The organism is Streptococcus sp. HMSC065C01 (assembly GCF_001813525.1).
Taxonomy (GTDB): Bacteria; Bacillota; Bacilli; order Lactobacillales; family Streptococcaceae; genus Streptococcus; species Streptococcus parasanguinis_V.
This window is the reverse complement of record NZ_KV812857.1, coordinates 134,802-161,000: the sequence shown is the minus strand read 5'-3', so window position 1 is coordinate 161,000 and position 26,199 is coordinate 134,802. Positions and strand designations below refer to the sequence as shown.

At 43.8% G+C, this 26,199-nt stretch carries 27 protein-coding genes; 26 read left to right on the top strand and 1 reads right to left on the bottom strand.

All coding sequences use genetic code 11. The features are described 5' to 3' along the window. Positions 1-7: 7 nt before the first annotated feature. From HMPREF2918_RS06310 to proC, 12 genes are all read left to right on the top strand, one after another. The gene (locus tag HMPREF2918_RS06310; RefSeq protein WP_049492002.1) at positions 8-937 is read left to right on the top strand and encodes a tagatose-6-phosphate kinase; all 930 of its coding nucleotides are present in this window, start codon (positions 8-10) and stop codon (positions 935-937) included. 1 nt (position 938) lies between these two features. Then, on the top strand, positions 939-1,919 hold the full coding sequence (gene lacD / locus HMPREF2918_RS06305; protein ID WP_049491998.1) for a tagatose-bisphosphate aldolase: 981 nt from the start codon (positions 939-941) through the stop codon (positions 1,917-1,919). Between the two features lie 309 nt (positions 1,920-2,228). Further along, on the top strand, positions 2,229-3,062 hold the full coding sequence (locus HMPREF2918_RS06300) for a PRD domain-containing protein (protein WP_045759555.1): 834 nt from the start codon (positions 2,229-2,231) through the stop codon (positions 3,060-3,062). A 35-nt stretch (positions 3,063-3,097) separates the two neighbouring features. Beyond that, a complete protein-coding gene (locus HMPREF2918_RS06295) occupies positions 3,098-3,415 on the top strand; it encodes a PTS lactose/cellobiose transporter subunit IIA (RefSeq protein WP_009731211.1) in 318 nt (105 codons plus the stop codon). Then, entirely contained in the window at positions 3,415-5,118 is a 1,704-nt protein-coding gene (locus HMPREF2918_RS06290) for a lactose-specific PTS transporter subunit EIIC (protein ID WP_070594905.1), read from the top strand. The genes HMPREF2918_RS06295 and HMPREF2918_RS06290 overlap by 1 nt, the downstream gene beginning before the upstream one ends. Positions 5,119-5,205: 87 nt before the next feature. Continuing rightward, positions 5,206-6,612: a 6-phospho-beta-galactosidase gene (lacG, locus tag HMPREF2918_RS06285; protein ID WP_070594904.1), complete on the top strand. Its 1,407-nt coding sequence runs from the start codon at positions 5,206-5,208 to the stop codon at positions 6,610-6,612. A gap of 127 nt (positions 6,613-6,739) precedes the next feature. After that, positions 6,740-7,642 carry a LysR family transcriptional regulator gene (locus tag HMPREF2918_RS06280; protein WP_003011186.1) on the top strand — a complete coding sequence of 301 codons (903 nt, stop codon included), beginning with the start codon at positions 6,740-6,742 and terminating at the stop codon, positions 7,640-7,642. Positions 7,643-7,645: 3 nt separating this feature from the next. Beyond that, positions 7,646-8,107, top strand: coding sequence for a signal peptidase II (lspA, locus tag HMPREF2918_RS06275; protein ID WP_003001852.1), 462 nt, complete (start codon positions 7,646-7,648; stop codon positions 8,105-8,107). Further along, the gene (locus HMPREF2918_RS06270) at positions 8,097-8,987 is read left to right on the top strand and encodes an RluA family pseudouridine synthase (RefSeq protein WP_003001835.1); all 891 of its coding nucleotides are present in this window, start codon (positions 8,097-8,099) and stop codon (positions 8,985-8,987) included. The genes lspA and HMPREF2918_RS06270 overlap by 11 nt, the downstream gene beginning before the upstream one ends. 73 nt (positions 8,988-9,060) lie before the next feature. Next, positions 9,061-10,170, top strand: coding sequence for a glutamate 5-kinase (proB, locus tag HMPREF2918_RS06265; RefSeq protein ID WP_049498252.1), 1,110 nt, complete (start codon positions 9,061-9,063; stop codon positions 10,168-10,170). A 10-nt stretch (positions 10,171-10,180) separates the two neighbouring features. Continuing rightward, positions 10,181-11,428: a glutamate-5-semialdehyde dehydrogenase gene (locus HMPREF2918_RS06260; RefSeq protein ID WP_070594903.1), complete on the top strand. Its 1,248-nt coding sequence runs from the start codon at positions 10,181-10,183 to the stop codon at positions 11,426-11,428. A 3-nt stretch (positions 11,429-11,431) separates the two neighbouring features. Further along, positions 11,432-12,247: a pyrroline-5-carboxylate reductase gene (proC, locus tag HMPREF2918_RS06255; RefSeq protein WP_049498254.1), complete on the top strand. Its 816-nt coding sequence runs from the start codon at positions 11,432-11,434 to the stop codon at positions 12,245-12,247. Between the two features lie 34 nt (positions 12,248-12,281). On the opposite strand, the gene HMPREF2918_RS06250 is transcribed toward proC, so the two are convergent. Beyond that, positions 12,282-13,805, bottom strand: a complete 1,524-nt coding sequence (locus HMPREF2918_RS06250; RefSeq protein ID WP_049498255.1) for an ATP-binding cassette domain-containing protein — start codon at positions 13,803-13,805, stop codon at positions 12,282-12,284. Between the two features lie 319 nt (positions 13,806-14,124). Between HMPREF2918_RS06250 and hemW the strand changes: the two genes are divergently transcribed. The 14 genes from hemW to HMPREF2918_RS06180 all read left to right on the top strand — a co-directional run bounded on the left by hemW (position 14,125) and on the right by HMPREF2918_RS06180 (position 26,031). Next, positions 14,125-15,255: a radical SAM family heme chaperone HemW gene (gene hemW, locus HMPREF2918_RS06245; protein WP_024055621.1), complete on the top strand. Its 1,131-nt coding sequence runs from the start codon at positions 14,125-14,127 to the stop codon at positions 15,253-15,255. Positions 15,256-15,258: 3 nt separating this feature from the next. Beyond that, complete coding sequence (locus tag HMPREF2918_RS06240) at positions 15,259-16,014, top strand: acyl-ACP thioesterase domain-containing protein (RefSeq protein ID WP_049491865.1); 756 nt, start codon at positions 15,259-15,261, stop codon at positions 16,012-16,014. Then, positions 16,004-16,690 (top strand): hypothetical protein, encoded by a 687-nt coding sequence (locus HMPREF2918_RS06235; protein ID WP_049474586.1) that lies wholly within the window; start codon positions 16,004-16,006, stop codon positions 16,688-16,690. The genes HMPREF2918_RS06240 and HMPREF2918_RS06235 overlap by 11 nt, the downstream gene beginning before the upstream one ends. After that, a complete protein-coding gene (locus tag HMPREF2918_RS06230) occupies positions 16,691-17,461 on the top strand; it encodes a TIGR01457 family HAD-type hydrolase (RefSeq protein ID WP_049498256.1) in 771 nt (256 codons plus the stop codon). Beyond that, entirely contained in the window at positions 17,454-18,074 is a 621-nt protein-coding gene (locus HMPREF2918_RS06225; protein ID WP_049498257.1) for a TIGR01906 family membrane protein, read from the top strand. The genes HMPREF2918_RS06230 and HMPREF2918_RS06225 overlap by 8 nt, the downstream gene beginning before the upstream one ends. Then, positions 18,071-19,054: a CPBP family intramembrane glutamic endopeptidase gene (locus HMPREF2918_RS06220; protein WP_070594902.1), complete on the top strand. Its 984-nt coding sequence runs from the start codon at positions 18,071-18,073 to the stop codon at positions 19,052-19,054. The genes HMPREF2918_RS06225 and HMPREF2918_RS06220 overlap by 4 nt, the downstream gene beginning before the upstream one ends. 129 nt (positions 19,055-19,183) lie before the next feature. After that, positions 19,184-19,591 (top strand): hypothetical protein, encoded by a 408-nt coding sequence (locus tag HMPREF2918_RS06215; protein ID WP_070594901.1) that lies wholly within the window; start codon positions 19,184-19,186, stop codon positions 19,589-19,591. Positions 19,592-19,708: 117 nt separating this feature from the next. Continuing rightward, positions 19,709-21,544 carry an excinuclease ABC subunit UvrC gene (uvrC, locus tag HMPREF2918_RS06210; RefSeq protein ID WP_070594900.1) on the top strand — a complete coding sequence of 612 codons (1,836 nt, stop codon included), beginning with the start codon at positions 19,709-19,711 and terminating at the stop codon, positions 21,542-21,544. A gap of 10 nt (positions 21,545-21,554) precedes the next feature. Next, positions 21,555-22,397 carry a metallophosphoesterase family protein gene (locus tag HMPREF2918_RS06205; protein WP_070594899.1) on the top strand — a complete coding sequence of 281 codons (843 nt, stop codon included), beginning with the start codon at positions 21,555-21,557 and terminating at the stop codon, positions 22,395-22,397. Between the two features lie 148 nt (positions 22,398-22,545). Next, positions 22,546-23,151 carry a nitroreductase family protein gene (locus tag HMPREF2918_RS06200; protein WP_070594898.1) on the top strand — a complete coding sequence of 202 codons (606 nt, stop codon included), beginning with the start codon at positions 22,546-22,548 and terminating at the stop codon, positions 23,149-23,151. A 34-nt stretch (positions 23,152-23,185) separates the two neighbouring features. Further along, positions 23,186-24,592, top strand: coding sequence for a dipeptidase PepV (gene pepV / locus HMPREF2918_RS06195; RefSeq protein ID WP_070594897.1), 1,407 nt, complete (start codon positions 23,186-23,188; stop codon positions 24,590-24,592). 52 nt (positions 24,593-24,644) lie between these two features. Continuing rightward, positions 24,645-25,229 carry a uracil-DNA glycosylase family protein gene (locus HMPREF2918_RS06190; RefSeq protein ID WP_070594896.1) on the top strand — a complete coding sequence of 195 codons (585 nt, stop codon included), beginning with the start codon at positions 24,645-24,647 and terminating at the stop codon, positions 25,227-25,229. Positions 25,230-25,241: 12 nt separating this feature from the next. Further along, positions 25,242-25,733 carry a prolyl-tRNA synthetase associated domain-containing protein gene (locus tag HMPREF2918_RS06185; RefSeq protein ID WP_070594895.1) on the top strand — a complete coding sequence of 164 codons (492 nt, stop codon included), beginning with the start codon at positions 25,242-25,244 and terminating at the stop codon, positions 25,731-25,733. 13 nt (positions 25,734-25,746) lie between these two features. Further along, positions 25,747-26,031 carry a rhodanese-like domain-containing protein gene (locus HMPREF2918_RS06180; RefSeq protein WP_070594894.1) on the top strand — a complete coding sequence of 95 codons (285 nt, stop codon included), beginning with the start codon at positions 25,747-25,749 and terminating at the stop codon, positions 26,029-26,031. Positions 26,032-26,199: the final 168 nt, after the last annotated feature.

The following is a 26,199-nucleotide window of genomic DNA, read 5'->3' as shown; positions in this document are numbered from 1 at the left end:
GTGACGTATGATATTAACGGTCACGATGAACCCTTCGATTGATATTTCTTATCCTTTGGATGTACTCCAGTTGGATACTGTCAATCGTGTGGCTGAGGTGAGTAAGACAGCTGGTGGGAAAGGTCTTAACGTTACTCGTGTACTTTCTGAGATAAAGGATCCAGTGGCAGCGACTGGCCTACTTGGTGGTCGAACGGGGCAATTCATTCTCGATCATTTAGGAGAAGGGATAGAGGAACGTTTCTTTGAAATTGCTGGAGATACACGTAATTGTATCGCCATCCTTCACGAAGGCAAGCAAACAGAAATCTTAGAAAAAGGTCCAACCATTTCTGAGAAAGAAGGGCAAGACTTTCTCGACCATTATCGTCACTTGGTTGAACAAGTAGAGGTTGTTGCCATCTCTGGAAGTCTTCCTGCTGGTTTACCAGTGGACTACTATGCTAGCCTTGTCAAGATTGCAAGCGAAGCAGGAAAACCAGTCGTACTCGATTGCTCGGGAGCTTCTTTAGAAGCTGCCATTCAAGCAGCTGTCAAGCCTACGGTCATTAAACCAAACAATGAAGAATTATCACAGTTGTTAGGAAAAGAAGTGAGTAAGAATGTGGAAGATTTAAAAGAAGTTCTTCAGGATGCTCTCTTTGATGGCATCGAATGGGTGATTGTCTCCCTTGGAGCAAATGGTGCTTTTGCGAAGCACGGCGATGTCTTCTATAAGGTAGATATTCCTAAGATTGATGTCGTCAATCCAGTTGGATCTGGTGATTCGACTGTTGCAGGGATTGCATCTGGTCTCTATCATCATGAGAGTGACGCAGACTTGCTCAAGAAAGCAAATGTTCTTGGAATGTTAAATGCACAAGAAGCACAAACAGGACATGTCAACATGGGGCACTATGATGCCTTGTATCAACAATTAATCGTAAAAGAGGTATAAAATGGTATTAACAGAACAAAAACGCAACTATTTGGAACGTCTTAGTACAAAAGACGGTGTCATTTCAGCTTTGGCCTTCGACCAACGTGGGGCTTTGAAACGCTTGATGGCCAAATATCAAGACACAGAACCAACAGTAGCACAAATGGAAGAATTAAAAGTCCTTGTAGCTGATGAATTGACAAAATATGCTTCATCTATGTTATTGGACCCAGAATATGGTCTACCTGCTACAAAAGCCTTGGACAAAGATGCTGGTCTCTTACTTGCCTATGAAAAAACAGGTTACGATACATCAAGCACCAAGCGCTTGCCAGACTGCCTCAACCTTTGGTCAGCAAAACGCATCAAAGAACAAGGCGCAGATGCTGTGAAATTCTTGCTCTACTATGATGTAGACAGTGCAGATGAACTCAACCAAGAAAAACAAGCTTATATCGAACGCATCGGTTCTGAATGTGTGGCAGAAGACATTCCGTTCTTCCTTGAAATCTTGGCTTATGACGAAGGAATTGCAGATGCAACCTCTGCTGAATATGCAAAAGTGAAACCTCGTAAAGTCATTGAAGCTATGAAAGTCTTCTCAGATCCTCGTTTCAATATCGATGTATTGAAAGTAGAAGTTCCTGTCAATGTCAACTACGTGGAAGGATTTGGAGAAGGTGAAGTTGTCTATAGTCGTGAAGAAGCGGCTGCCTTCTTTAAAGAACAAGAAGAAGCAACTAACCTTCCATACATCTACCTCAGTGCTGGTGTATCAGCAAAACTCTTCCAAGAAACTTTGGAATTTGCTCATGAATCAGGTGCTAACTTCAACGGTGTCCTTTGTGGACGTGCGACATGGGCAGGTTCAGTAGAAGCTTACATCAAAGATGGAGAAGCAGCTGCTCGTGAATGGCTTCGTACAGAAGGTCGTCAAAATATTGAAGAATTGAATGCGGTCTTGGCTAAAGTGGCAACACCTTGGACAGAACGCGTGTAAGAAACAAATCGTTATTGCCTCCTAAAGCAACATTTAGAACATTGGAAGGAAGAAATTCCTTCCAATGTTCTTCATTATTTTTAGGCTTTGTTTATTTTTTATAAAAAATGTTTAAAAATTTTCGCTGTAAGGGTTTACAAAATAAAAAACTTATGATAGAATAAGTCCATAAGTTAAATAGCAGTGAGCGTTACTAAGTTAGATTAGGCGTGACCACAAGTAGATTGAACAATTAGCGTAGGCTAGTTTTTTCAGTTGCTTCGTGGTCATTTTTATTTGCTTTTAACAAATTTTGCAAAGGAGAGCCTCATGTATCGTATTATCCATCCAATGAACAATAATGTTGCTTTGGTTCAAAATGAGCTTCAACAAGAGTTAATTGTTGTTGGGAGTGGGATTGCTTTTGGGAAAAAGAAAAATGATCTGGTAGCTGATGATAAGGTCGAAAAAGTATTTCGTTTAAACACGGATGAATCAAGAGAAAACTTTATGGCCCTTCTAAAGGATGTTCCTCTTGATTTCATCACAACCACTTATGAAGTGATTGATACCTTGTCTAAGAAATATGCCTATCCTGTTCAAGAATATATCTATGTGACACTAACAGATCACATCTTTTGTTCTTACCAGGCGGTTCAACAGGGAAGATACAAACACAGTGATCTACCTGATGCGTCTGCTATGCATCCGATCCCCTATAAAATCGCAAAGGAAGCGATTGAAATCTTTCGAGAGCGGCTCTTGGATCAATTTCCCGATGACGAAGTGAACCGCATCGCCTATCACTTCATCAATGCACAAGGGGAAGTCATTCATGAGCAGGATCCTGATGTCCAAGATCGCCAAGCGATTTTGAAAGCTGTAGAGGAAAAATTAGCTCAAAATGGATTGAAACGAAAAGAAGAGAACAGTCATTTCTACGATCGCTTTATGATCCATCTTAATTATTTCCTTGACTCCCTAGATAAGGGAAGAGAGGATCCTGAAGGCTTGAGCGAGATGGAACAACTGATCCAGCTAAGTTATCCAAAGGCTTATGAGATTAGTCATCAGATCTACCAAACCATCGCTGAACAGACTGGAGCTAAGATATCTCCTAATGAAAAAGTCTATTTAGCCTTGCATATTCAACGTCTATTATAAAATTTTTAATAAGGTTATCATAAGGAGGAACCAACATGAATAAAGAAGAAGTCCAATTACTTGGGTTTGAAATTGTCGCTTATGCCGGTGACGCTCGATCAAAATTAATGGAAGCATTAAAAGCTGCTGAAAATGGTGATTTTGCGAAAGCAGAATCTTTGGTAGAAGAAGCAGGGTCCTGTATTGCTGAGGCTCACAAATCTCAAACGACTATGCTAGCGCAAGAAGCTGCAGGAGAAGAAATCCCTTATAGCATCACTATGATGCATGGTCAAGACCATCTCATGACAACGATCTTATTAAAAGACGTGATTCACCATCTGATTGAACTGTATAAAAGAGGAGCAAAATAATGAATAAACTGATTGAACTAATTGAAAAAGGGAAACCTTTCTTTGAAAAGATTTCTCGAAACAAATATTTGCGAGCGATTCGGGACGGCTTTATTGCAGGGATGCCTGTGATCCTCTTCTCATCTATCTTCATCTTGATTGCTTACGTGCCAAATGCTTGGGGCTTCCACTGGTCAAAAGACATGGAAAGCTTCTTGATGACCCCATACAACTACTCAATGGGGATCTTAGCCTTCTTTGTTGGAGGAACAACTGCTAAAGCGTTGACCGATTCTATGAACCGGGATCTGCCAGCAACCAATCAAATTAACTACCTTTCTACCATGCTGGCTACTATGGTTGGTTTCCTACTCATGGCAGCAGAACCTGGTAAAGATGGTGGCATTCTTACAGCCTTCATGGGTACAAAAGGTCTGTTGACAGCCTTTATTGCAGCCTTTGTTACAGTTAATGTTTATAAGGTCTGTGTGAAAAACAATGTGACGATTCGCATGCCAGACGAGGTTCCACCGAATATTTCACAAGTTTTTAAAGACTTGATTCCATTTACAGTTTCAATAGTTCTCTTGTATGCATTTGAATTGATTGTTAAAGGTGCTATCGGTGTAACAGTTGCGGAATCAATTGGAACACTTCTAGCTCCATTGTTCTCTGCGGCAGATGGTTATCTTGGAATTACCCTTATTTTTGGTGCCTATGCCTTCTTCTGGTTTGTAGGTATCCATGGCCCTTCAATCGTAGAACCAGCGATTGCGGCGATCACATATGCAAATATCGATAACAACTTGCACTTGCTTCAAGCCGGACAACATGCTGATAAAGTCATCACTTCTGGGACTCAAATGTTTATCGTTACCATGGGTGGTACTGGTGCAACCTTGATTGTTCCATTCCTCTTCATGTGGTTGTGTAAGTCTGAACGAAACCGTGCGATTGGACGTGCATCTGTTGTTCCTACATTCTTCGGTGTAAACGAACCAATTCTCTTCGGGGCTCCAATCGTATTGAATCCAACCTTCTTCATTCCATTTATCTTTGCGCCAATCGCAAACGTCTGGATCTTCAAATTCTTTGTTGATACCTTGGGAATGAACTCATTCTCCGCTAACCTTCCATGGGTAACACCTGGTCCTCTCGGAATTGTCCTTGGTACAAACTTCCAAGTTCTTTCCTTCATCCTTGCTGCTCTTCTAGTGGTAGTGGACGTAATCATTTATTATCCATTCGTGAAAGTTTATGATGAACAAATTCTCGAAGAAGAACGTTCTGGTAAAGCAAACGACAGCTTGAAAGAAAAAGTAGCAGCAAACTTCAATACAGCTAAAGCTGATGCGATTCTTGAAAAAGCTGGTGTTGAAAACGAACCAGTTCAAAACAATATCACAAAAGAAACAAACGTCTTGGTTCTCTGTGCCGGTGGTGGTACCAGTGGACTCCTTGCCAATGCTTTGAATAAAGCTGCTGCAGAATACAATGTTCCTGTGAAGGCTGCTGCTGGTGGTTACGGTGCTCACCGTGAAATGTTGCCAGAATTTGACCTTGTTATTCTTGCTCCTCAAGTAGCTTCAAACTATGAAGATATGAAGGCTGAAACAGATAAACTTGGAATCAAATTGGCTAAGACTGAAGGAGCTCAATACATTAAATTGACACGTGATGGACAAGGTGCCCTAGCATTTGTTCAAGCGCAGTTTGAAGAATAAGAACGAATAAGTGAGATGGAGATGGATGGCTCACTAACTCCTCTCCACTCACTTTTCCTTTGATCCAATCAAGAAAAAGGTGAAAAAATGACAAAAACACTTCCTAAAGATTTTATTTTTGGTGGCGCTACAGCTGCCTATCAAGCAGAAGGAGCTACTCATACAGATGGGAAAGGACCTGTTGCATGGGACAAATACCTGGCTGACAACTATTGGTACACGGCTGAACCGGCTAGTGATTTCTACCACAAATATCCAGTAGATCTTCAATTAGCTGAAGAATACGGTGTCAATGGTATTCGGATTTCCATTGCCTGGTCGCGTATTTTCCCAACTGGATATGGTGAAGTGAATCCAAAAGGGGTGGAGTTCTACCATAACTTATTTGCAGAATGTCATAAACGTCATGTAGAACCATTCGTAACTCTTCACCACTTTGATACTCCTGAAGCTCTTCACTCAAATGGAGACTTCTTGAATCGTGAAAATATCGAACACTTTGTAGATTATGCCGCCTTCTGTTTTGAAGAGTTTCCAGAAGTCAACTACTGGACAACCTTTAATGAAATCGGACCTATCGGAGATGGTCAGTACTTAGTCGGAAAATTCCCACCAGGTATTCAATATGACCTTGCTAAAGTCTTCCAATCTCACCACAATATGATGGTTTCTCATGCACGTGCTGTGAAATTGTACAAAGACAAAGGTTATGCAGGTGAAATCGGAGTGGTCCATGCCCTTCCTACTAAGTATCCTTTGGATCCAGAAAATCCAGCAGACGTTCGGGCGGCTGAGTTGGAAGATATCATCCACAACAAATTTATCTTGGATGCTACTTACCTTGGACACTATTCAGATGCAACCATGGAAGGTGTTCATCACATCTTATCTGTCAATGGTGGTAGCTTGGATCTTCGTGACGAAGACTTTGCAGCGCTTGAAGCAGCAAAAGATTTGAACGACTTCCTTGGAATTAACTACTACATGAGTGACTGGATGGAAGCTTTTGACGGCGAAACAGAAATCATCCATAACGGTAAAGGGGAAAAAGGAAGCTCTAAGTACCAAATTAAAGGTGTTGGTCGTCGTGTAGCTCCTGACTATGTGCCTCGGACGGATTGGGACTGGATTATCTATCCGCAAGGTTTGTATGACCAAATTATGCGCGTAAAAGCAGATTATCCAAACTATAAGAAAATCTACATCACTGAAAACGGATTGGGCTACAAAGATGACTTTGTGGATAATACGGTTTATGACGATGGACGGATTGATTATGTGAAACAACACTTAGAGGTCTTGTCTGATGCGATTGCAGATGGTGCTAATGTCAAAGGTTACTTCATCTGGTCTCTCATGGACGTCTTCTCTTGGTCTAATGGTTACGAAAAACGCTATGGTCTCTTCTATGTAGACTTTGAAACCCAAGAGCGCTATCCGAAGAAATCGGCTCATTGGTACAAGAAAGTAGCCGAAAGCCAAGTGATTGAATAAGTATCAACTGGAACTGTTTTAGTTCCAGTTTTTTTATTTTCACTTGATGAAGGTCTCTTAAACGGATCTCTTCTTTCAGCCCCTAATTTATGGTATAATAGATCGATACTGTAATAAGGAAAATAGAATGAATATACAACAATTACGATATGTAGTGGCGATTGCCAATAGTGGTACTTTTCGTGAGGCTGCTGAAAAAATGTATGTGAGTCAGCCTAGCTTGTCCATCTCCGTCAGAGATCTGGAAAAAGAACTGGGCTTCAAGATTTTTCGTCGGACCAGTTCTGGGACTTTTTTGACCCGTCGGGGAATGGAATTTTATGAAAAAGCGCAGGACGTGGTCAAAGGGTTTGATGTGTTTCAAAATCAATATGCCAGTCCTGAAGAAGAGAAGAAAGAATTCTCTATTTCTAGTCAACACTATGACTTCTTGCCACCTTTGATGACGGAATTCTCGATCCGCTATCCGGAAAATAAAAACTTCCGCATCTTTGAATCAACGACGGTTCAAATTTTGGACGAAGTGGCTCAAGGGCATAGTGAGTTGGGGATTATTTATCTCAATCGTCAAAATACCAAGGGGATTATGCAACGGGTCGATAAATTAGGGCTTGAAGTAGTGGATTTGATTCCTTTTCAGACTCATATTTATCTTCGCAAAGGACATCCTTTGGCTAAGAAGAAAAAACTGGTTATGGAAGATCTAGCTCAGTTGCCAACTGTTCGTTTTACCCAAGAAAAAGATGAGTACCTCTATTATTCAGAGAACTTTGTCGATACCAGCTCGAGCTCACAAATGTTCAATGTGACCGACCGGGCTACCTTGAATGGAATCTTGGAGCGGACGGATGCTTATGCGACGGGATCTGGCTTTTTGGATAGCCAGTCCGTGAATGGCATTACCGTGATTCCTTTGGAAGACAACTTAGACAATAAAATGGTCTATGTCAAACGCGAAGAGATGGATCTCTCTCCTGTAGCAGAGAAGTTTGTCGAGGTCATGGTAGAATATTTTGATCAAAAGAGGTAAGAAATGAAGAGAAAAACAATGGTCCCAGTAGCGATCGTCCTTTTGGTCCTACTGGATCAGCTGGTCAAATGGTATGTGGTGAAGAACATTCCACTGGGTGTCGTCAAGTCTTTTATTCCCCATGTGGTCAGTCTGACTTATCTTCAAAACACAGGTGCAGCTTTTTCGCTTCTTGAAAATCAGCAATGGTTCTTTACCCTCATCACGCTAGTCGTGATGGTGGGGGCCTTTTACTATCTCTATAAGCACCTCAAGGGATCGCTTTGGATGGTGACAGGCTTGACCTTGGTGATTGCGGGTGGATTGGGGAATTTTATCGATCGCCTGCGTCAGGGCTTTGTAGTCGATATGTTCCACCTGGATTTTATGAATTTTGCCATTTTTAATGTAGCAGATAGTTATTTGACAGTTGGAGTTTTCTTGCTCCTGATCCTGATGTTGAAAGAGGAAACGCATGGAAATTAAAATCGAAGTAGCCGGTGCGCGACTGGATAAGGCTTTGGCGGATTTGACTCCCTTGTCACGAGCTGTGGCCAATGAGCAGATCAAAGAAGGAAAAGTTCTGGTCAATGGAACCGTGAAAAAAGCTAAGTATACGGTCAAAGAAGGAGATATCATCCAGTATGAAGTCCCAGAAGTGGAAGAGGTCAGCTATGAAGCAGAAGATCTGCCCTTAGACATCGTCTATGAGGACCAGGATGTTGTGGTGGTCAATAAGCCACAGGGTATGGTTGTTCACCCCAGTGCGGGTCATACCAGCGGGACCTTGGTCAATGCGCTCTTATACCATGTCAAGGACCTTTCAGGGATCAATGGAGAATTGCGTCCAGGGATCGTCCACCGGATTGACAAAGACACGTCAGGCCTCTTGATGGTCGCAAAAAATGACCAAGCCCACGTCGCCTTAGCAGAGGAACTCAAAGACAAAAAATCTCTCCGGAAGTATTGGGCCATTGTCCATGGCAATCTTCCGAACGATCGGGGCATGATCGAAGCACCAATTGGTCGCAGTGAAAAGGACCGGAAAAAACAAGCAGTGACGGCGAAAGGAAAACCTGCAGTGACCCGTTTTCAAGTCTTGGAGCGCTTTGGAAATTACACCTTGGTAGAGTTGCAACTGGAGACCGGTCGCACCCACCAAATTCGGGTGCACATGGCCTATATCGGCCATCCAGTAGCTGGAGATCCTGCTTATGGTCCTAAGAAGACACTCAAAGGACAAGGACAGTTTCTGCATGCGCGGACACTCGGCTTTACCCATCCTCGTACAGGAGAGACCTTGGAATTTACGGCAGAAGTGCCAGCGATCTTTGAGAAAACGCTGGAAGACCTTCGAAAAGGATAGTGAAGATGGCTGAATGGAGATTCAGTCACTTTCATTACATACGAAATAAATAGTATTAGAAAGAAAAATAGAGATGAAAGCAAAACGAATCGTCTTTAAAGTAGGGACCTCGTCTTTGACCAATCCCGATGGGAGTCTCTCCAGACAGAAGGTCAAGGTCATTACCCAGCAGTTGGCTCTCTTACACGAATCGGGCCATGAGTTGATCTTGGTCTCATCAGGGGCGGTTGCTGCTGGGTTTGGCGCCCTTGGTTTTAAGAAACGGCCGACTAAGGTGGCAGACAAGCAAGCCTCTGCGGCAGTTGGGCAAGGCTTACTGATGGAAGAATATACAGCCAACCTGCTCTTACGCAACATTGTTTCTGCGCAGATTTTGTTGACCCAGGATGACTTTGCGGATCAACGCCGCTATAAGAATGCCCACCAGGCCCTTTCTGTCTTGCTCAATCGTGGGGCCATTCCGATTATCAATGAAAACGATACGGTCTCGATTGCCGAGTTAAAAGTAGGTGACAATGATACCTTGAGTGCGCAGGTTGCAGCCATGGTTCAAGCTGATCTTTTGGTGCTTTTAACGGATGTCGATGGTCTCTATACAGCCAATCCTTCTCAGGATCCAACAGCTAAGCGCTTGGATCGAATCGAATACATTTCTCGCGAGATGATCGAGATGGCTGGTGGTGCTGGCAGTAGCAATGGAACTGGCGGTATGTTGACCAAACTCAAGGCAGCGACCCTTGCGACCGAGTCAGGGGTTCCTGTCTATATTTGCTCGTCTCTCAAGTCTGATGCCTTGATCGAAGCAGCAGAAGAGCAAGCGGATGGCAGTTACTTCCTTGCAGAGGACAAGGGCTTAAAAACCCAGAAACAATGGCTAGCCTTTTATGCAGAAAGTAAAGGAGCCGTTTGGGTGGATGCTGGAGCAGCGGAAGCCCTGTTGGATCATGGAAAGAGTCTATTGATTTCTGGTGTGACCAAGGCAGAAGGAGATTTTTCTTATCATGATATCGTCAGCGTCTATCATCAAGAGACTGGTCAATTACTAGGAAAAGGCAAGGTCCGTCTCGGCCAATCAGCTGTGCGCGATCTACTCCAATCTAAAAAAGCCAAGGGAATCCTCATCCACCGGGATGACTGGATCTCGGTAACTCCTGAAATTGACTTACTCTTTACAGAATTCTAGAGGACAACGTATGGGAACAACACAAGAACAATTAGCCTTAGCGAGATCAGCTAAGAAAAGCATCAATACAGCCAGTACAGCTCTTAAAAATCAGGCTTTGGAGGCCATGGCTAGCCAGCTTTTGAAAGCGACGGAAGCCATTTTAGTAGCCAATCAAATCGATATGGAAGCAGCACGCGGCAAGATTTCTGAAGTCATGCTGGATCGCCTCTTTCTTGATCAAGAGCGGATTGCCGGTATGGCACAAGGAATTCGTGCTTTAATAGACCTGCCAGATCCGATTGGGGAAGTGCTGGATACTGAAGTCTTGGAAAATGGCCTTGAAATCCAGAAAGTTCGAGTCGCCATGGGTGTTATTGGCATCATTTATGAAAGCCGTCCAAATGTAACGTCAGATGCTGCAGCGCTTGCCATCAAGAGTGGAAATGCAGTGGTCCTTCGTACTGGAAAGGACGCCTTTCATTCTGCTCAAGCGATCGTGACAGCCCTCAAGGCTGGATTGGAAGAAGGCGGACTCCATCCAGATCTTCTTCAACTGATCCAAGATACGAGTCGAGCTTCTAGCCTTGCTATGATGAAGGCTAAGGGCTATCTAGATTTGCTCATTCCACGTGGTGGTGCTGGATTGATCCAAGCGGTGGTTGAAAATGCCATTGTCCCCGTGATCGAGACAGGAACTGGGATCGTCCATGTCTATGTGGACAAGGAGGCTGACTTCCAGAAAGCCCTCGCCATTATTGAAAATGCTAAGACAAGCCGTCCATCCGTCTGCAATGCCATGGAGGTCCTCTTGGTCGATCGAGCGATCGCGTCTGATTTCTTGCCTTTGGTTAAAGAGCGTTTAGTGGATGCACGGGAAAGATCGGTTGAATTGCGTCTAGATGAGCAAGCACAGGCTATCATTTCTGGGACAGCAGCGCAGAAACAGGATTTTGATACCGAATTTTTAGATTATATTTTAGCTGTTAAGGTCGTTGATGGAGTCGCGGAAGCGGTGGACCACATTGAAGCGCATAGTACCCATCACTCAGATGCCATTGTGACTGAAAATCCTGAGACTGCTGCTTACTTCACCAAGCAGGTAGATTCTGCAGCTGTTTATGTCAATGCCTCGACACGATTTACAGATGGGGGTCAATTTGGCTTAGGTTGTGAAATGGGGATCTCAACCCAAAAACTCCATGCGCGTGGACCGATGGGACTCCGGGAAATGACCAGTTACAAATATATCGTCAGTGGAAATGGTCAAGTGAGGTAAGAAATGAAAGTAGCATTTATTGGACTAGGAAACATGGGAGCTAGTCTAGCCAAAGCAGTCGCAAAAGAAGTGGCTGCCACAGACTTGCTCTTGGTCAATCGTTCTCCACAAAAGGTGCAGGATTTTATCAGCCAGTATGGGGGAACGGCGTCTGAGCTTGAACAAGTCTTTCAAGAGGCTGAAGTAATCTTTTTAGGGGTCAAACCCTATCAGATTTGCCCACTTTTAGAAGAGTATAAAGGCATCTTGGCTCAACGCTCTAATTTCTTGCTGGTTTCCATGGCCGCAGGCTTGGAACTAGAAAAGATGGCTGACGTGTTCCAGAACGACCAGATGGGTATCATCCGCATCATGCCCAATACGCCTGTGGCCATTGGTCAAGGTGTTATCAGTCTGGCCCGTTCCCAAGCAGTGACAGACCAGCAGATAGCCCAGGTCAAGCAGCTCTTAGCAGGAGCGGGGGCTCTCTACGAGATCGAGGAAAAATTAATGGATCCTGCAACGGCTGTCGCAGGCTGTGGGCCAGCCTTTGTCTATCAGATGATTGAAGCCATGGCAGATGCAGGAGTAGGATTAGGACTTACACGAGAGCAAGCCTTGCAGATGGCGGCACAGACCTTCCAAGGAGCCAGTCAAATGGTCCTAGAGACAGGTGAGCACCCAGCCCGCTTGCGAGATGCAGTTTGTAGCCCAGGTGGCTCTACCATCGCAGGAGTCAACCGCTTAGAACAAGTCGGCCTACGGGGCGACATCATTGCAGGAGTGGAAGCAGCCTACAAACGCACCCAAGAAATGGTACAAGAGGCAGCGAAGAAATAGAAAAAAAGATTGGTTTTGGCCAATCTTTTTTACGTTAGAGCGACTCTATTTCTACCAAACCATTTTCGGTCAGACGATAGATCTTTTGGCAGACTTCTTTGAGGAAGGTCCGGTCGTGAGAGACCGTGACTAGTCCGCCTGGGTAGTCTGCGAATAGGCGTCGAATCTCTGGTTGAGAAGTGGGGGAAAAATTGCGAGTAGGCTCGTCCAAGAGTAGAAATTGGGGACTTGTGAGCACTAGTTGAAGGAGATAGAGTTTTCCTTGCTGGCCACCAGAAAGTTCAGAGATCGGATGGTGCATTTCAGAATAGGTAAAGTTGAGGGAGGCTAAATGCAATTGAATGGTGTTGATTTCTTCGCGATCGCCTGAATGCTGTAGAAATTGAACCGGTGTCTGAGTCAGAGGGAGGCCTTCAGTGTAATCTTGTGGCATATAGGCAGTGCGGATACTTTCATTCTTCTGTAGACTTTTCCATATCATTTTTAGGAAAGTGGATTTCCCCACACCGTTGGAACCGATAATCCCTATTTTATCCTGTCCTAGAAGAGTAAGGGAGAGGTTCTTGACCAGGACCCGATCACCAATGGCGAGTTCTTCCTGATCTAATAGAAGGACTCGTTTTTGAGGAGACAAGGGAGTGAGGGGAGGAAAATGCAGATTGATGACTTCCTCATCATAGGGTTGGGGAGTCATGGATTGGAATTCTCGCTCGTAGCGCTTTTCTTGTGAGAGGAGGGACTTCATTTTCTTTGCCAGGAGACGTCCAGCAGTGCTATCCTTAGTGTTTCGTAAGGATGTTTCAACTTGCTGACGGACGCGGCGATGCTTCTCCATTGTTTTTCGGTAGGTTCGTTGATCGTTGGCAGCTTGCTGAGTCTGTTGCTTGAATTGTTGCTCCCTCTGGCTACTGTAGTCTTGATAGCCTAGGTGCTCTACAATGGTTTCAGCCTCCTTGCGGTGTTTGATCTGTCTTAGATGAATAATGGTATCCGCCGTCTGCGTCAAAAAATCCTCATGATGGGAAATAAATAGGATGGTTTGGGGGCTCGTTTGGATCATCTGCTGGAGCCAGTCCAGGGTTTCCAAATCCAGATCGTTTGAAGGTTCATCTAAAAATAGCAATTCATGAGGACGGCAAAGTTCGTGAAGCAGTTGGACTTTGAGGGCTTCTCCTCCAGATAGACTTCCAATAGCTTGGTCGCTCGCAAAGCGGTCGCTATCAAATTGCAATTGATCAGCCAGTCTGTAGAGGGTGGCATAGTCTAGCTCATCCTCTCCAAAAAAATATTCTTCCAAGCTTTTTCCCTTCAAGGCTTCCGGCAAAGTCTGGGGAATATAGGCATAGGAGTGAAAAGAAGTGGTGATTTCACCTTCTATGGTCATATAATCTGGTAGGGATTTTGGGGACATAAGGACATGAAGCAAAGAAGACTTTCCATTTCCTTCTTCGCCAATAATGGCAACTTTTTCCCCTTCATGAATAGTTAGGGACAGATCGCGAACCAAATCGCGTAAATCTTTTGTGTGGCGGATGGTGAGGTGGGATAGTTTTAGCATAAGATTCCTTTCTACTGGGACAAAAAAACAGCTCTACCTATTTAGTAGAGCTGTATTCAAGTGAAACCCAAACAGAAAAAGACCTTATTAAGCCAACAAAAAGTTGGACAATAGGCGAGAGGGCACACGAAAAGAGATAGAACAAGCAGTCCACTAAATAAAGTATCTTATTTAACGAAACTTAGTTGTTCATATCTCCTTACCTCCGAATGTGATTAGTTTTATTCTATTCTTTTCATTCCTTCTTGTCAAGGAAATCCTTGCGTCATCCACCCTTTTCTTCTCGGACTTAGGGGGATTTTATGGTATAATTAAAGGTATGCATACAAAACCAACGTCCGCTTATGTCCACATCCCATTTTGTACCCAGATTTGTTTTTATTGTGATTTTTCGAAGGTTTTTATTAAGAACCAACCGGTCGATGCTTATTTGGATCATTTGATCCAAGAATTTCGTCGGGAAGAAATCACAAATTTACGGACTCTCTATATTGGGGGTGGGACACCGACAGCCTTAACTGCGGATCAGCTAGAGTATCTGCTCAAGGAGCTGACCAAGTCACTTGATCTTTCTCAGATGGAGGAGTTGACCATCGAGGCCAATCCTGGTGATTTGGATCCGGATAAGATTGCTGTTTTGAAGGATTCACCGGTTAATCGGGTTTCTTTAGGCGTACAGACCTTTGATAATCGCTTGCTCAAAAAGATTGGTCGGAGCCATCAAGAGCAGGATATCTATGACAATATCGATCGTCTGAAGCTGGCTGGTTTTGACAATATTTCGATCGACCTCATCTATGCCCTTCCGACGCAAACCATGGAGCAGGTCCAGGAAAATGTCGCTAAGGCTCTTGCCCTCGACATTCCCCATATGAGCCTCTATAGCTTGATTCTAGAGAATCACACCGTCTTTATGAATCGGATGAGACGGGGCAAGCTTCCTCTACCAAAAGAGGAGTTAGAAGCGGAGATGTTTGAATACATCATTCAGGAGTTGGAGCGTGCGGGCTTTGAGCATTACGAAATTTCCAATTTCTCCAAGCCTGGTTTTGAAAGTCGCCACAACCTCATGTATTGGGATAATGCAGAGTATTATGGCTTAGGAGCTGGTGCATCCGGCTATGTCAACGGTGTTCGCTACAAGAATCATGGGCCTATCCGTCACTATATGCAGGCGGTCGAAGAGGGAAATGCGCGTGTCCAGGAGGAACATCTGACTCAGACTGAAATGATGGAAGAAGAGATGTTTCTGGGACTGCGTAAGAAAACAGGCGTTTCCAAGAAACGTTTCGAAGAAAAGTTTGGTGTGAATTTTGACCAACAATATGGATCAGTGGTTGAGAAATTGATCCAGCAGGGCCTTTTGGTACCTGACAAGGACATTGTACGAATGACCAAGAAAGGTCTCTTTTTAGGAGACACTGTAGCAGAGAAGTTTATTTTGGAGTAGAAAATGGCAAAAACATTTGAATACAGCATGAAAATTCCGTTTGATATGAGCGATGTCAATGGATTTATAAAAATTCCGCAATTGATCTTGCTGTCTTTGCAGGTATCAGGCATGCAATCGATTGAGCTGGGCATGAGTGATATGTACATTCTAGAGAATTACAATCTAGTCTGGATTATCACGGATTACAATATGAAGATTGAGCGTCTCCCTGTTTTTGATGAGAAAATCACTATTGAAACCTATGCCAAGAGTCACAATCGACTTTTCTGCTACCGGGCCTTTAATATCAAGGATGAAGCAGGAAATACTATCATTGAGATGGTCGCGACCTTTGTCTTGATGGATCGTGATACACGCAAGGTTCATCCTGTTATGAGTGAAATCACGGATGCCTTTGACTCTGAATTTTCAAAAACCATGCTCCGCGGTCCCCGTTTCAAAGAATTAGAAGGTGGCGTGGAACAAGAATACCGAGTTCGGTTTTACGACTTGGATATGAACGGACATGTCAACAATAGCAAGTACTTGGACTGGGTTTTTGAGGTGATGGGAGCAGACTTCTTGACCCATCATATCCCTAAAAAAGTTCATCTAAAATATGTCAAAGAAGTGCTAGCAGGAGGTCTCATCACCTCTCAATATGAACAAGAGGGCTTGAAAACTCAGCACCAAATTACTTCAGATAGTCAGATCAATGCCCAAGCTGAAATTGAGTGGGAAGAAGTAGAAGAAAAGGGTTGGAATTATGGAAAGTAGAAGATTAAAAAATAAAAAACAGGAACTTGAAAGCTATCAAAAACGGGTTGTGGCCTATGCCAAGCGTCAAAAGAACCCTTTGTACATGTTGGGAGATTGGCTCTTGACTCTTTGTGCTTTGGGCATCATCCTGGTAGAGGAAATTTATAAATTTTTCCGCTATCGCTTGAATTTAGAGAGTTTTAATCGCTTTTTAAGAGAAGATATACGCTGGTATCGGGTCTGGATCCATTTCACCTTGGCCTTTCTTTTACCGGTCATGATCTTCTCGATTGGGATTACTAGCCAATCAGGATCCTTCTGGTCCAATTTCTATCACCGCTTGTCTCAAGGCGTGCTCTTTAGCACAACAGTCAGCCTCGCTGCGACCTTAGTGACGGATTTTGTCGAGAATTTGCAACCAGAAACTAAGTCTGACGGGAAAAATCGGAGCACTAAACGCACGGTTTATCAAATCAGTGTGGATCAGGCAACCGTGATAGGCTTGTTATTGACCATTGTCATCCTCATGGTAGCATCCTTCTTGTTCACCCAATCGGGAAGTCAAGGGATTAATTTTACAGGTTTGGTGTTACAATTTGTCCTCTATGCTGGAGCCTTGCTCTTATATGGTTCTGGTGGACGAGTCGATGCAGAGAAGTTACATGACGAAACGGAAACAGAAAAGGAAGAATAAATGCACTATAAGGGCTATTTGATTGATTTGGATGGCACTATTTACAAAGGAAAATCACGAATTCCTGCAGGAGAAGCTTTTGTTCATGAATTGCAGGCGCGTGAGATTCCCTATCTCTTTGTGACCAACAATACAACCCGCACACCAGAGACTGTTCGGGATATGCTGGCTACTCATTTCAATATAAAAACCCCAGTTTCGACTATCTATACAGCTACCCTTGCGACCATTGACTACATGAATGACCAAAATTTGGGCAAAAAGGTCTATGTGATCGGAGAAGCGGGGCTCAAAGACGCTATTGAAGAAGCTGGCTATATCATCGATGAAGAAGCACCTGATTATGTGGTGATTGGCCTGGATTGGCAAGTGGATTATGAGAAGTTTGCTATTGCGACCTTGGCGATTCAAAAAGGAGCACACTTTATTGGGACCAATCCGGACCTGAACATTCCAACAGAGCGTGGCTTGATGCCAGGTGCAGGATCCTTGATTGCGCTTGTAGAGGCTGCGACACGGGTCGAGCCTGTGATCATTGGAAAACCAAAGGCCATCATCATGGATAAGGCTATTGAACACTTGGGTCTTGAAAGAGAAGAAGTCGTTATGGTAGGAGATAATTATCTAACAGATATTCGTGCAGGTATTGACAATGGGATTCCAACCCTTTTGGTGACGACTGGTTTTACCAAACCAGAAGAAGTGCCAACCTTACCAATTGCACCGACACATGTTGTTTCCAGTTTAGCGGAGTGGGATTTTGATGCTTAAAAGTTTAAAATCAATCAACCAATTTTTCTTTATCTTGTCAGCTACAATCCTTCTCACCATTGGCCTAGCATGGGTCCTCTATCCCATGGAGATCCATTGGTTGGAGATTCAAAGCCGAACTGGTTTTTCGGCTTCAGTCATCATGAAGAATTTTAATGTCTTGATGAACTACTTGACCAATCCTTTTCAATGGGTGTTGAAGATGCCTCAATTCCCCTCTTCCAAAAATGGCTTGCACCATTTTGAGGCCGTCAAGTACCTGTTTCATTTGGTGACGGTCGTTTTCTTGGTCACTCTACCTGGTTTTATCCAGTTTATGCGGACAGTCGTCAAAAATGGCTACCTGGCCCTGTACCGTAGTCTCTTCTTTTGGATGATGGTTTTACCAGTAGTGCTTGCAGTGATGACTGTTATAATTGGCTTTGATCAATTCTTTACTCTCTTTCATCAAGTCTTATTTGCTGGGGACAATACTTGGCTCTTTGATCCGCGCGTGGATTCGATTATTCTTGCATTACCAGAAGACTACTTTATGCATGCCTTTTTGATTTTCTTTGTCTTATACGAAGGAGTCTGTGCGTGTTTTTATCTATTTTCTAGGAGGAAGAAATGAACCAATACAACCGATTATTAGACCCTAAAAAAGATATAGGAAGGTATTCTGGGACACTTGCTATTTATCTCTTGGTAATGACCTTAGTAACCGTCCTGTGGGAAGTCCTCCTTGGATTGACCATAGCAGGCTCTCTCAGAAAAGATCCAAGTCAAGTAACGGAGAAACTAAACGCCCTGAATGTTTGGGCTGGTATTCCCTACCTCATCTCTATTTCCATTGGACTCTTTCTTTTTAATGCCTATCGCAAGAAGGCCCTTTATAAATATGATCTTAAGCATAAGGGACGTAAGATGACACTTTCAGTCTTCTTTATTCTTCTCGCCTTTCTTGGCTTTTCTCAAGTCTTTTCATCTGTGATGACACAAGTGATTGAGCGCATGTTTGAGACCATTGGCCTTCATTCTCCAACACCAGATCTAGGAGATACGATTGAGCGATCTTGGACTATGCTCTTGTATGCTGGCTTTTTTGGTCCTATCACAGAGGAATTCTTCTTCCGTGGGGCTGGCTTGCGAGGCTTGGAACGGTATGGCAAAATCTTTGCCATTGTCATGACGGCTATTTTATTCGGCCTCTTCCATGCTAATTTTGACCAGCTCTTTTTCGCAGGTATCATTGGTCTAGGATTCGGCTACATTGCCTTTGAATACAATATCTGGTGGGCTATTTTCTATCACATTTTCAATAACTTTGTCATTTCCCAAGGCCTGCATTATGTAGCCTATCATGTGGATGAAGGACTAGCGAATTGGCTCCAAATCGGTGTTTTAGCTATTGGTTCCATTGTGATGATAGTGGTTCTTGCGACTAAATGGCCAACTATCAAGGCTTATATTCAAGCCAATAAACCTCAACCGGGAGTTTTCCAGCGTGCCCTCGCGTCCTTCTGGTTCTGGTTCTTCGTGCTATTCACTATCCTGATGTCTATTGTTCCTTATGTGATTCCGCTCTTCCAGATGGCAAATCTCAAAGGATAAAGATTATCGATTGCTAGTAAAGGGGGATCGTCTTAGATCTCTCTTTTTTGCTATAATAGAGAAAGTAGAAATGCAAAATTTGAACATGAAAATAACGAAATTTAAAATTAAATGGAGTAATGGTTACTGATGAAAAATAAATCTAAAAAATGGAAATGGTTTCTGTTGATAATCCCTGCACTGATGATTTTAGGGATTATCACGACTACCCTTGATGAGATGAAATCAAAAGATGGAATTTATTATCTGACAGTAAAAAATGAATCAACTAAAACGGCCTCACTAGATAAAACATCATGGATAAAAATAGACGGAGAGCAGATCACCATAAAGGAAGGTAGTTCAGAGCATACTTACTCATATGATCCTGAAAATGAAGAATTTACAAGAGATTCAGAGAAGTATTCTTGTATGATATATGATGGACTTTTAACTCTTTCAGGAGATCAGCCACAAAAGGAATTACCTGAATATGTCAGTCCAGATAGCAGTTGGTATTCAGCATACGAAAAAGGGCAAGTGAAGATAAAGGATTGAGGATGACTATCTGATATACCTTTTAATAATTATTTTTTACTTGGTGAAGGTGGATAACAATAATACAAACATACTAGAGAGAGGCTAACCCCTCTCTTTTTTGCTATAATAGAGAGTATGAATAACTTGATTAAATCCAAGCTCGAGCTCTTGCCGACGAGTCCGGGCTGTTACATTCACAAAGATAAGAACGGTACCATCATCTATGTGGGGAAGGCCAAGAATCTTCGCAATCGGGTGCGGTCCTATTTCAGAGGGAGTCACGATACCAAGACCGAAGCACTGGTATCTGAGATTGTGGATTTTGAATTTATCGTCACTGAGTCCAATATTGAGGCCTTGCTTCTTGAGATCAACCTGATCAAGGAGAACAAGCCCAAGTATAATATCATGCTCAAGGACGACAAGTCCTATCCCTTCATCAAGATTACCAATGAGCGCTATCCGCGCCTCATCATCACGCGCCAGGTCAAAAAGGATGGCGGTCTCTATTTCGGTCCCTATCCGGATGTGGGAGCGGCCAATGAGATCAAGCGACTTTTGGATCGGATTTTCCCATTCCGCAAGTGTACCAATCCTCCTTCCAAGGTCTGTTTTTACTACCATTTAGGGCAATGCATGGCTCACACAGTCTGCCACAAGGACGAGGCCTATTTCAAGGGCATGGCCCAGGAGGTCTCTGATTTCCTCAAAGGGCAGGATGACAAGATTATCGATGAGCTCAAGCTCAAGATGAATACCGCTGCGCAAAACATGGAATTTGAGCGGGCGGCCGAGTACCGGGATCTGATCCAGGCCATCGGGACCCTGCGGACCAAACAGAGGGTCATGGCCAAGGATTTGCAGAACCGGGATGTTTTTGGCTACTACGTGGACAAGGGCTGGATGTGTGTACAGGTCTTCTTTGTCCGTCAGGGCAAGCTGATCAAGCGCGACGTCAATCTCTTCCCTTACTACAATGATCCAGACGAGGATTTCTTGACCTATGTGGGGCAGTTTTACCAGGAGAAATCTCACCTGATCCCCAATGAAATCCTGATCCCTCAGGATATCGATGAGGAAGCGGTCAAGGCCCTTGTGGATACCAAGGTCCTCAAGCCCCAGCGAGGGGAGAAGAAGCAGTTGGTCAATCTGGCCATCAAGAATGCGCGTGTCAGTCTGGAGCAGAAGTTCAATCTCCTTGAAAAATCAATGGAAAAGACCCAAGGTGCCATTGAAAACCTTGGAAAACTTCTGCAAATTCCAACCCCTGTGCGCATTGAATCTTTTGACAACTCCAACATCATGGGGACCAGTCCGGTTTCAGCCATGGTGGTCTTTGTTAATGGGAAGCCAAGCAAAAAGGACTACCGCAAGTACAAGATTAAAACTGTCGTTGGGCCAGATGACTATGCCAGCATGCGGGAGGTCATCCGCAGACGCTACAGTCGTGTCATGCGGGATGGCCTGACGCCACCAGATCTGATCGTCATCGATGGGGGTCAGGGCCAGGTCAATATCGCTAAGCAAGTCATCCAAGACGAGTTGGGGCTGGACATTCCTATCGCAGGCCTGCAAAAGAATGACAAGCACCAGACCCATGAATTGCTTTTCGGCGATCCTCTCCAAGTCATCGAACTCTCTCGGACCTCGCAGGAATTTTTCCTCCTCCAACGAATTCAGGATGAAGTCCACCGTTTCGCCATCACCTTCCACCGCCAGCTCCGATCCAAGAATTCCTTCTCCTCCCAGCTGGACGGCATCGAAGGCTTGGGACCAAAACGAAAGCAGTTGCTGATGAAGCACTTCAAGTCGCTGACCAAGATCAAGGAAGCTACTGTAGATGAGATCATCACAGTCGGCATCCCACGGGCAGTCGCGGAGGCAGTGCAAGCCAAGCTCCATCAAGGAAAGAAAGAAGAAGCAAGTCCCTTGGTGGAAGTGGCGGAGGATTCTGAACCATACCAATCATAAGGAGTTTATAATGAACAATAGAATCGCTATATTATCTGATATTCACGGAGATACAACAGCCCTTAAGGCAGTGATTGCGGATGCGCGTGCTCTAGGCGCGACGGAATACTGGCTTTTAGGGGACATTTTGCTTCCGGGGCCTGGAAGAGAGGACCTTTTTGAGTTGCTAGATGCGATTCCGATTACAGCGGCTGTTCGTGGAAATTGGGACGATTGTGTCCTAGAGGCCTTGGATGGCGAGTACGGACTTGAGGATCCGCAGGAGATCCAACTTCTTCGCCTCACTCAGTACCTCATGGAAGGACTAGATCCTAAGCGGATCGATTGGCTTCGTTCGCTTCCATTGGTAGAGAAGAAGGAGGTCAATGGCATTCGTTTTTCACTGACCCACAACTTGCCAGAAAAGAATTACGGTGGATTCTTGCGTCCAGCAAATGTGACGGAGAACTTTGACCAACTGCTGGATGATCAGACGGATATGGCGATCTACGGGCATGTCCACAAGCAGTTGCTTCGCTATGGCAGTCAGGGCCAGCAGATCCTTAATCCAGGGACTATTGGCATGCCTTATTTCGACTGGGGACCAATTCAAAACCACAGAGCTCAATATGCTCTGATCGATGTCGAAGAAGATGGAGTGACCAACCTGCAATTTCGTAAGGTGGCCTATGACTATGAAGCAGAGCTCCAAGATGCTAAGGACAAAGGTCTTCCTTTTATTGAGATGTACGAAGAATTGAGACGCGAGGATAACTATCGGGGTCATAACATCGATCTGCTAACTGGCTTAATTGAGAAATACGGTTATGCCAAAGAAGTAGCTGCCTATTTCAATCTTTCCAATGAATCATAGGTGGATCTCTTGTGTATTCAACCTATAACAAAGAAGCGGATCTTCAAAATGTCCGCTTCTTTTTTCACAATCTTAGGCTGTAAAACCCTGCAAGCTCTTTCATTTTGTGTTAAAATAGAGGTAACAGAAATAGAAAAGGAAGAAGCTTATGAAATTTCTAGAGCTCAATAAAAAACGCCATGCGATCAAGCATTTCACTGACCAACCGGTCGATCCAAAGGATGTACGGACCGCTATTGAGATCGCAACCTTGGCCCCTGGTGCCCACAATAGCCAGCCTTGGAAATTTGTGGTCGTTCGTCAAAAAAATGCTGAATTGGCAAAATTAGCCTATGGTGCAAACTACGATCAAGTCATGGAAGCACCTGTGACCATCGCCCTCTTTACAGATACTGATTTGCAAAAACGGGCTCGCAAGATTGCGCGTGTCGGTGGAGTTAAAAACTTCACAGATGAGCAATTGCAATACTTTATGCAAAATCTTCCTGCTGAATTTGCGCGCTATGATGTCCAACAAACAAGTGATTACTTGGCTTTGAATGCCGGTCTTGTGGCGATGAACTTGGTACTTGCTTTGACGGACCAAGGCATTGGAACCAATATTATCTTGGGATTTGATAAATCAAAAATCAATGAAGTATTGGACATCGAAGAGCGCTTCCGTCCGGAAGTCTTGATTACGGTTGGCTATGCGGCTGAAAAAGTAGAGCCAAGCTATCGCTTACCAGTGGACGAAATCATTGACAAACGCTAAGCCAATTAGCAAATAGAAGATCGAGGAGGAATTCATGACAACAGTTGACTTTAAAGCAGAAGTAGAAAAACGTCGCGATGAGATGATGGCTGACCTATACAGCCTCTTGGAAATCAATTCTGAACGCGATGACAGCAAGGCAGATGCAGAGCATCCTTTTGGACCTGGTCCTGTAAAAGCTCTTGAAAAATTCTTGGAAATTGCCAAACGTGATGGCTATGAAACCAAGAATGTCGACAATTATGCCGGTCACTTTATTTTTGGTGAAGGAGAAGAAGAGCTTGGGATCTTTGCCCATATGGACGTCGTGCCAGCAGGTAGTGGCTGGAAAACGGATCCCTACAAACCAGAAATTATCGATGGTAAGCTCTATGCGCGTGGTTCGTCTGATGATAAAGGGCCTACAATGGCCTGCTACTATGGTTTGAAGATCATTAAAGACCTAGGACTCCCTGTTTCTAAGCGCGTGCGCTTTGTTGTCGGTACGGATGAAGAATCAGGCTGGGGCGACATGGATTATTATTTCAAACATGTCGGACTTCCTGAGCCAGATTTTGGCTTCTCACCAGATGCGGAATTCCCAATCATCAATGGGGAAAAAGGAAACATCACTGAGTACCTTCATTTTGGAAATGACAACACAGGAAGTGCCCATCTTCATAGCTTTACAGGTGGCCTTCGTGAAAACATGGTACCAGAGTCAGCGACTGCAGTCGTTTCTGGTCAACTTCCAGATCTTGCTGGCCTCTTAGATGCCTTTGCCAAGGAACACCAGCTCAAGTATGAAATCTCAACTGTCGATGAAGAAACCTATACCGTGACGATTGTTGGGAAATCTGCTCATGGATCAACTCCTGAAGATGGGATCAATGGTGCGACCTACTTGGCTCTCTTGTTGAACCAATTTGATTTTGGTGGTGCTGCTAAGGCTTATCTTCATGTGACAGCTTCACTTCTTCACGAAGATTTTGCTGGTGAAAAATTAGGTATTGCCTATACCGATGCTAAAATGGGACCATTGAGCATGAATGCAGGGGTCTTCCATTTTGATGAAAGCCAAGCAGACAACACCATTGCCCTCAATATCCGTTACCCTCAAGGTACAGATCCTGAAACTATCAAAGCCATTCTTGAAAAGATCGAAGGAGTGGCTACAGTAAGCTTGTCCGCTCATGGTCACACTCCTCACTATGTTCCGATGGATGACGAATTGGTATCCACTCTCTTGCGTGTTTATGAAAAACAAACTGGCCTCAAAGGACACGAACAAGTGATCGGTGGTGGTACCTTTGGTCGTCTCTTGAAACGTGGGGTTGCCTTTGGTGCTATGTTCCCTGACTATGTCAATACCATGCACCAAGCGAATGAGTTTGCAGATGTCGAAGATCTATATCGTGCAGCTGCTATTTACGCAGAAGCTATCTATGAACTAATCAAATAATCCACTACTCGGCCAGTTTTTCTGGCTGAGTTTTTCCATAGAAGGAGGACTTATGTCAACGATTGAAAGCATTAAACAAGCCATTATGGCAGATCCTCAAAATAAAGCATATACGGATAAAGGAATCGAGCCACTCTTTGCAGCACCAAAAACTGCTCGCATCAATATTATCGGACAGGCACCTGGACTGAAAACGCAAGAAGCTGGTATTTACTGGAAGGATAAGAGTGGTGACCGCCTGCGCGAATGGTTAGGAGTTGACGAAGACACCTTTTATAATTCTGGTTTGTTTGCGGTCATTCCTATGGACTTTTATTTCCCAGGGCATGGAAAATCTGGTGACCTTCCACCTCGCAAAGGCTTTGCGGAAAAGTGGCACCCTCAACTTCTCAAGGAGTGTCCGGATATTGAGTTAACCCTCTTAATTGGACAATATGCCCAAGCATACTACCTTCATGAAAAGGTTAGTGGCAAGGTAACCGAACGGGTTCACCATTTTAAAGATTATTTGCCAACCTATTTTCCACTTGTTCACCCTTCCCCTCGCAATCAAATCTGGATGGCTAAAAATCCTTGGTTTGAGGCAGAAGTAGTCCCAGAATTGCAAACCTTAGTACAAGAGATCATTCAAAAATAAAGGAGAGCGAAGATGGATCCTTATCAACAAGTTAAAGAAAAATTAGATGAGTTGGGAATTTCATTTGATGTGGTGGAACACCCACCTGCATTTACGACGGAGCAGGCGGATTATTATATTGAAGGCTTAGAAGGTGTCCGCACTAAGACCATGTTTTTGACCAACAAAAAGAAAACTCAATACTATTTGCTCATCATGGATGACCAGAAGCCATTGGATATGGATGATTTCAAAGAGCAAGTGGAAGCCAACCGGATCCGCATGGCTTCAGCAGATTCTTTAGCTGAAAAAATGCAATTACCGGCAGGTACGGTTTCTCCATTTGGTTTATTGAACAATGAAGAAAAAGATATTCGTGTCTATTTCGATAAAGACATTGTGTCAGAGGAGATCATGACCTTTCATCCCAATACCAACGAAAAAACGATCTTTATTAAAACCCAAGACTTGTTCCGATTTTTAGAGGCTATTGGCTTTCATTATGAAATTCTAACCCTTCCATAACAAAGGAGAAATCATGAAAGAAATTCCATTTTCAAGCTTTTACCAAGCTTATCAAAAAGGAAACATACACGTTCTTGATGTACGCGAGCAGGAGGAATATGATGCCCTTCACTTAGATGGGGTTCGTCTTCTTCCCTTATCTGAGTTAGCAAATTGCTACCAGGAATTAGAGAAGGATCATCCCTATTATGTCATCTGCAAGTCAGGGAGACGCTCAGCACGTGCTTGCCAATTTTTGGAAGAGCAAGGCTATGATGTGACCAACGTCCAAGGTGGCATGGATGCATTTGAATCTTAAGAAATGACCTCTGAATAGAGGTCTCAAATTGAAGATAAAGTCATATTAAAAATTTTCCTTAGGTGAGTACGGACGTCAGCGAACTTCTACGAAGTTCCAAGACTTATTATTGAGCCTAAGGTCTCAATAATTCCGGGTGCCTGAAACGTTATTGTTTCAGGCACTTTT

Coding starts and splice junctions, on each gene's coding strand:
- hemW (WP_024055621.1), top strand. CDS start 14,125: ATGCATACAAAACCAACGTCCGCTTATGTCCACATCCCATTTTGTACC.
- uvrC (WP_070594900.1), top strand. CDS start 19,709: ATGAATAACTTGATTAAATCCAAGCTCGAGCTCTTGCCGACGAGTCCG.
- HMPREF2918_RS06300 (WP_045759555.1), top strand. CDS start 2,229: ATGTATCGTATTATCCATCCAATGAACAATAATGTTGCTTTGGTTCAA.
- HMPREF2918_RS06295 (WP_009731211.1), top strand. CDS start 3,098: ATGAATAAAGAAGAAGTCCAATTACTTGGGTTTGAAATTGTCGCTTAT.
- lacG (WP_070594904.1), top strand. CDS start 5,206: ATGACAAAAACACTTCCTAAAGATTTTATTTTTGGTGGCGCTACAGCT.
- proC (WP_049498254.1), top strand. CDS start 11,432: ATGAAAGTAGCATTTATTGGACTAGGAAACATGGGAGCTAGTCTAGCC.
- HMPREF2918_RS06270 (WP_003001835.1), top strand. CDS start 8,097: ATGGAAATTAAAATCGAAGTAGCCGGTGCGCGACTGGATAAGGCTTTG.
- lacD (WP_049491998.1), top strand. CDS start 939: ATGGTATTAACAGAACAAAAACGCAACTATTTGGAACGTCTTAGTACA.
- HMPREF2918_RS06240 (WP_049491865.1), top strand. CDS start 15,259: ATGGCAAAAACATTTGAATACAGCATGAAAATTCCGTTTGATATGAGC.
- HMPREF2918_RS06260 (WP_070594903.1), top strand. CDS start 10,181: ATGGGAACAACACAAGAACAATTAGCCTTAGCGAGATCAGCTAAGAAA.
- HMPREF2918_RS06180 (WP_070594894.1), top strand. CDS start 25,747: ATGAAAGAAATTCCATTTTCAAGCTTTTACCAAGCTTATCAAAAAGGA.
- HMPREF2918_RS06235 (WP_049474586.1), top strand. CDS start 16,004: ATGGAAAGTAGAAGATTAAAAAATAAAAAACAGGAACTTGAAAGCTAT.
- pepV (WP_070594897.1), top strand. CDS start 23,186: ATGACAACAGTTGACTTTAAAGCAGAAGTAGAAAAACGTCGCGATGAG.
- HMPREF2918_RS06225 (WP_049498257.1), top strand. CDS start 17,454: ATGCTTAAAAGTTTAAAATCAATCAACCAATTTTTCTTTATCTTGTCA.
- HMPREF2918_RS06185 (WP_070594895.1), top strand. CDS start 25,242: ATGGATCCTTATCAACAAGTTAAAGAAAAATTAGATGAGTTGGGAATT.
- lspA (WP_003001852.1), top strand. CDS start 7,646: ATGAAGAGAAAAACAATGGTCCCAGTAGCGATCGTCCTTTTGGTCCTA.
- HMPREF2918_RS06220 (WP_070594902.1), top strand. CDS start 18,071: ATGAACCAATACAACCGATTATTAGACCCTAAAAAAGATATAGGAAGG.
- proB (WP_049498252.1), top strand. CDS start 9,061: ATGAAAGCAAAACGAATCGTCTTTAAAGTAGGGACCTCGTCTTTGACC.
- HMPREF2918_RS06280 (WP_003011186.1), top strand. CDS start 6,740: ATGAATATACAACAATTACGATATGTAGTGGCGATTGCCAATAGTGGT.
- HMPREF2918_RS06215 (WP_070594901.1), top strand. CDS start 19,184: ATGAAAAATAAATCTAAAAAATGGAAATGGTTTCTGTTGATAATCCCT.
- HMPREF2918_RS06230 (WP_049498256.1), top strand. CDS start 16,691: ATGCACTATAAGGGCTATTTGATTGATTTGGATGGCACTATTTACAAA.
- HMPREF2918_RS06190 (WP_070594896.1), top strand. CDS start 24,645: ATGTCAACGATTGAAAGCATTAAACAAGCCATTATGGCAGATCCTCAA.
- HMPREF2918_RS06205 (WP_070594899.1), top strand. CDS start 21,555: ATGAACAATAGAATCGCTATATTATCTGATATTCACGGAGATACAACA.
- HMPREF2918_RS06250 (WP_049498255.1), bottom strand. CDS start 13,805: ATGCTAAAACTATCCCACCTCACCATCCGCCACACAAAAGATTTACGC.
- HMPREF2918_RS06290 (WP_070594905.1), top strand. CDS start 3,415: ATGAATAAACTGATTGAACTAATTGAAAAAGGGAAACCTTTCTTTGAA.
- HMPREF2918_RS06200 (WP_070594898.1), top strand. CDS start 22,546: ATGAAATTTCTAGAGCTCAATAAAAAACGCCATGCGATCAAGCATTTC.
- HMPREF2918_RS06310 (WP_049492002.1), top strand. CDS start 8: ATGATATTAACGGTCACGATGAACCCTTCGATTGATATTTCTTATCCT.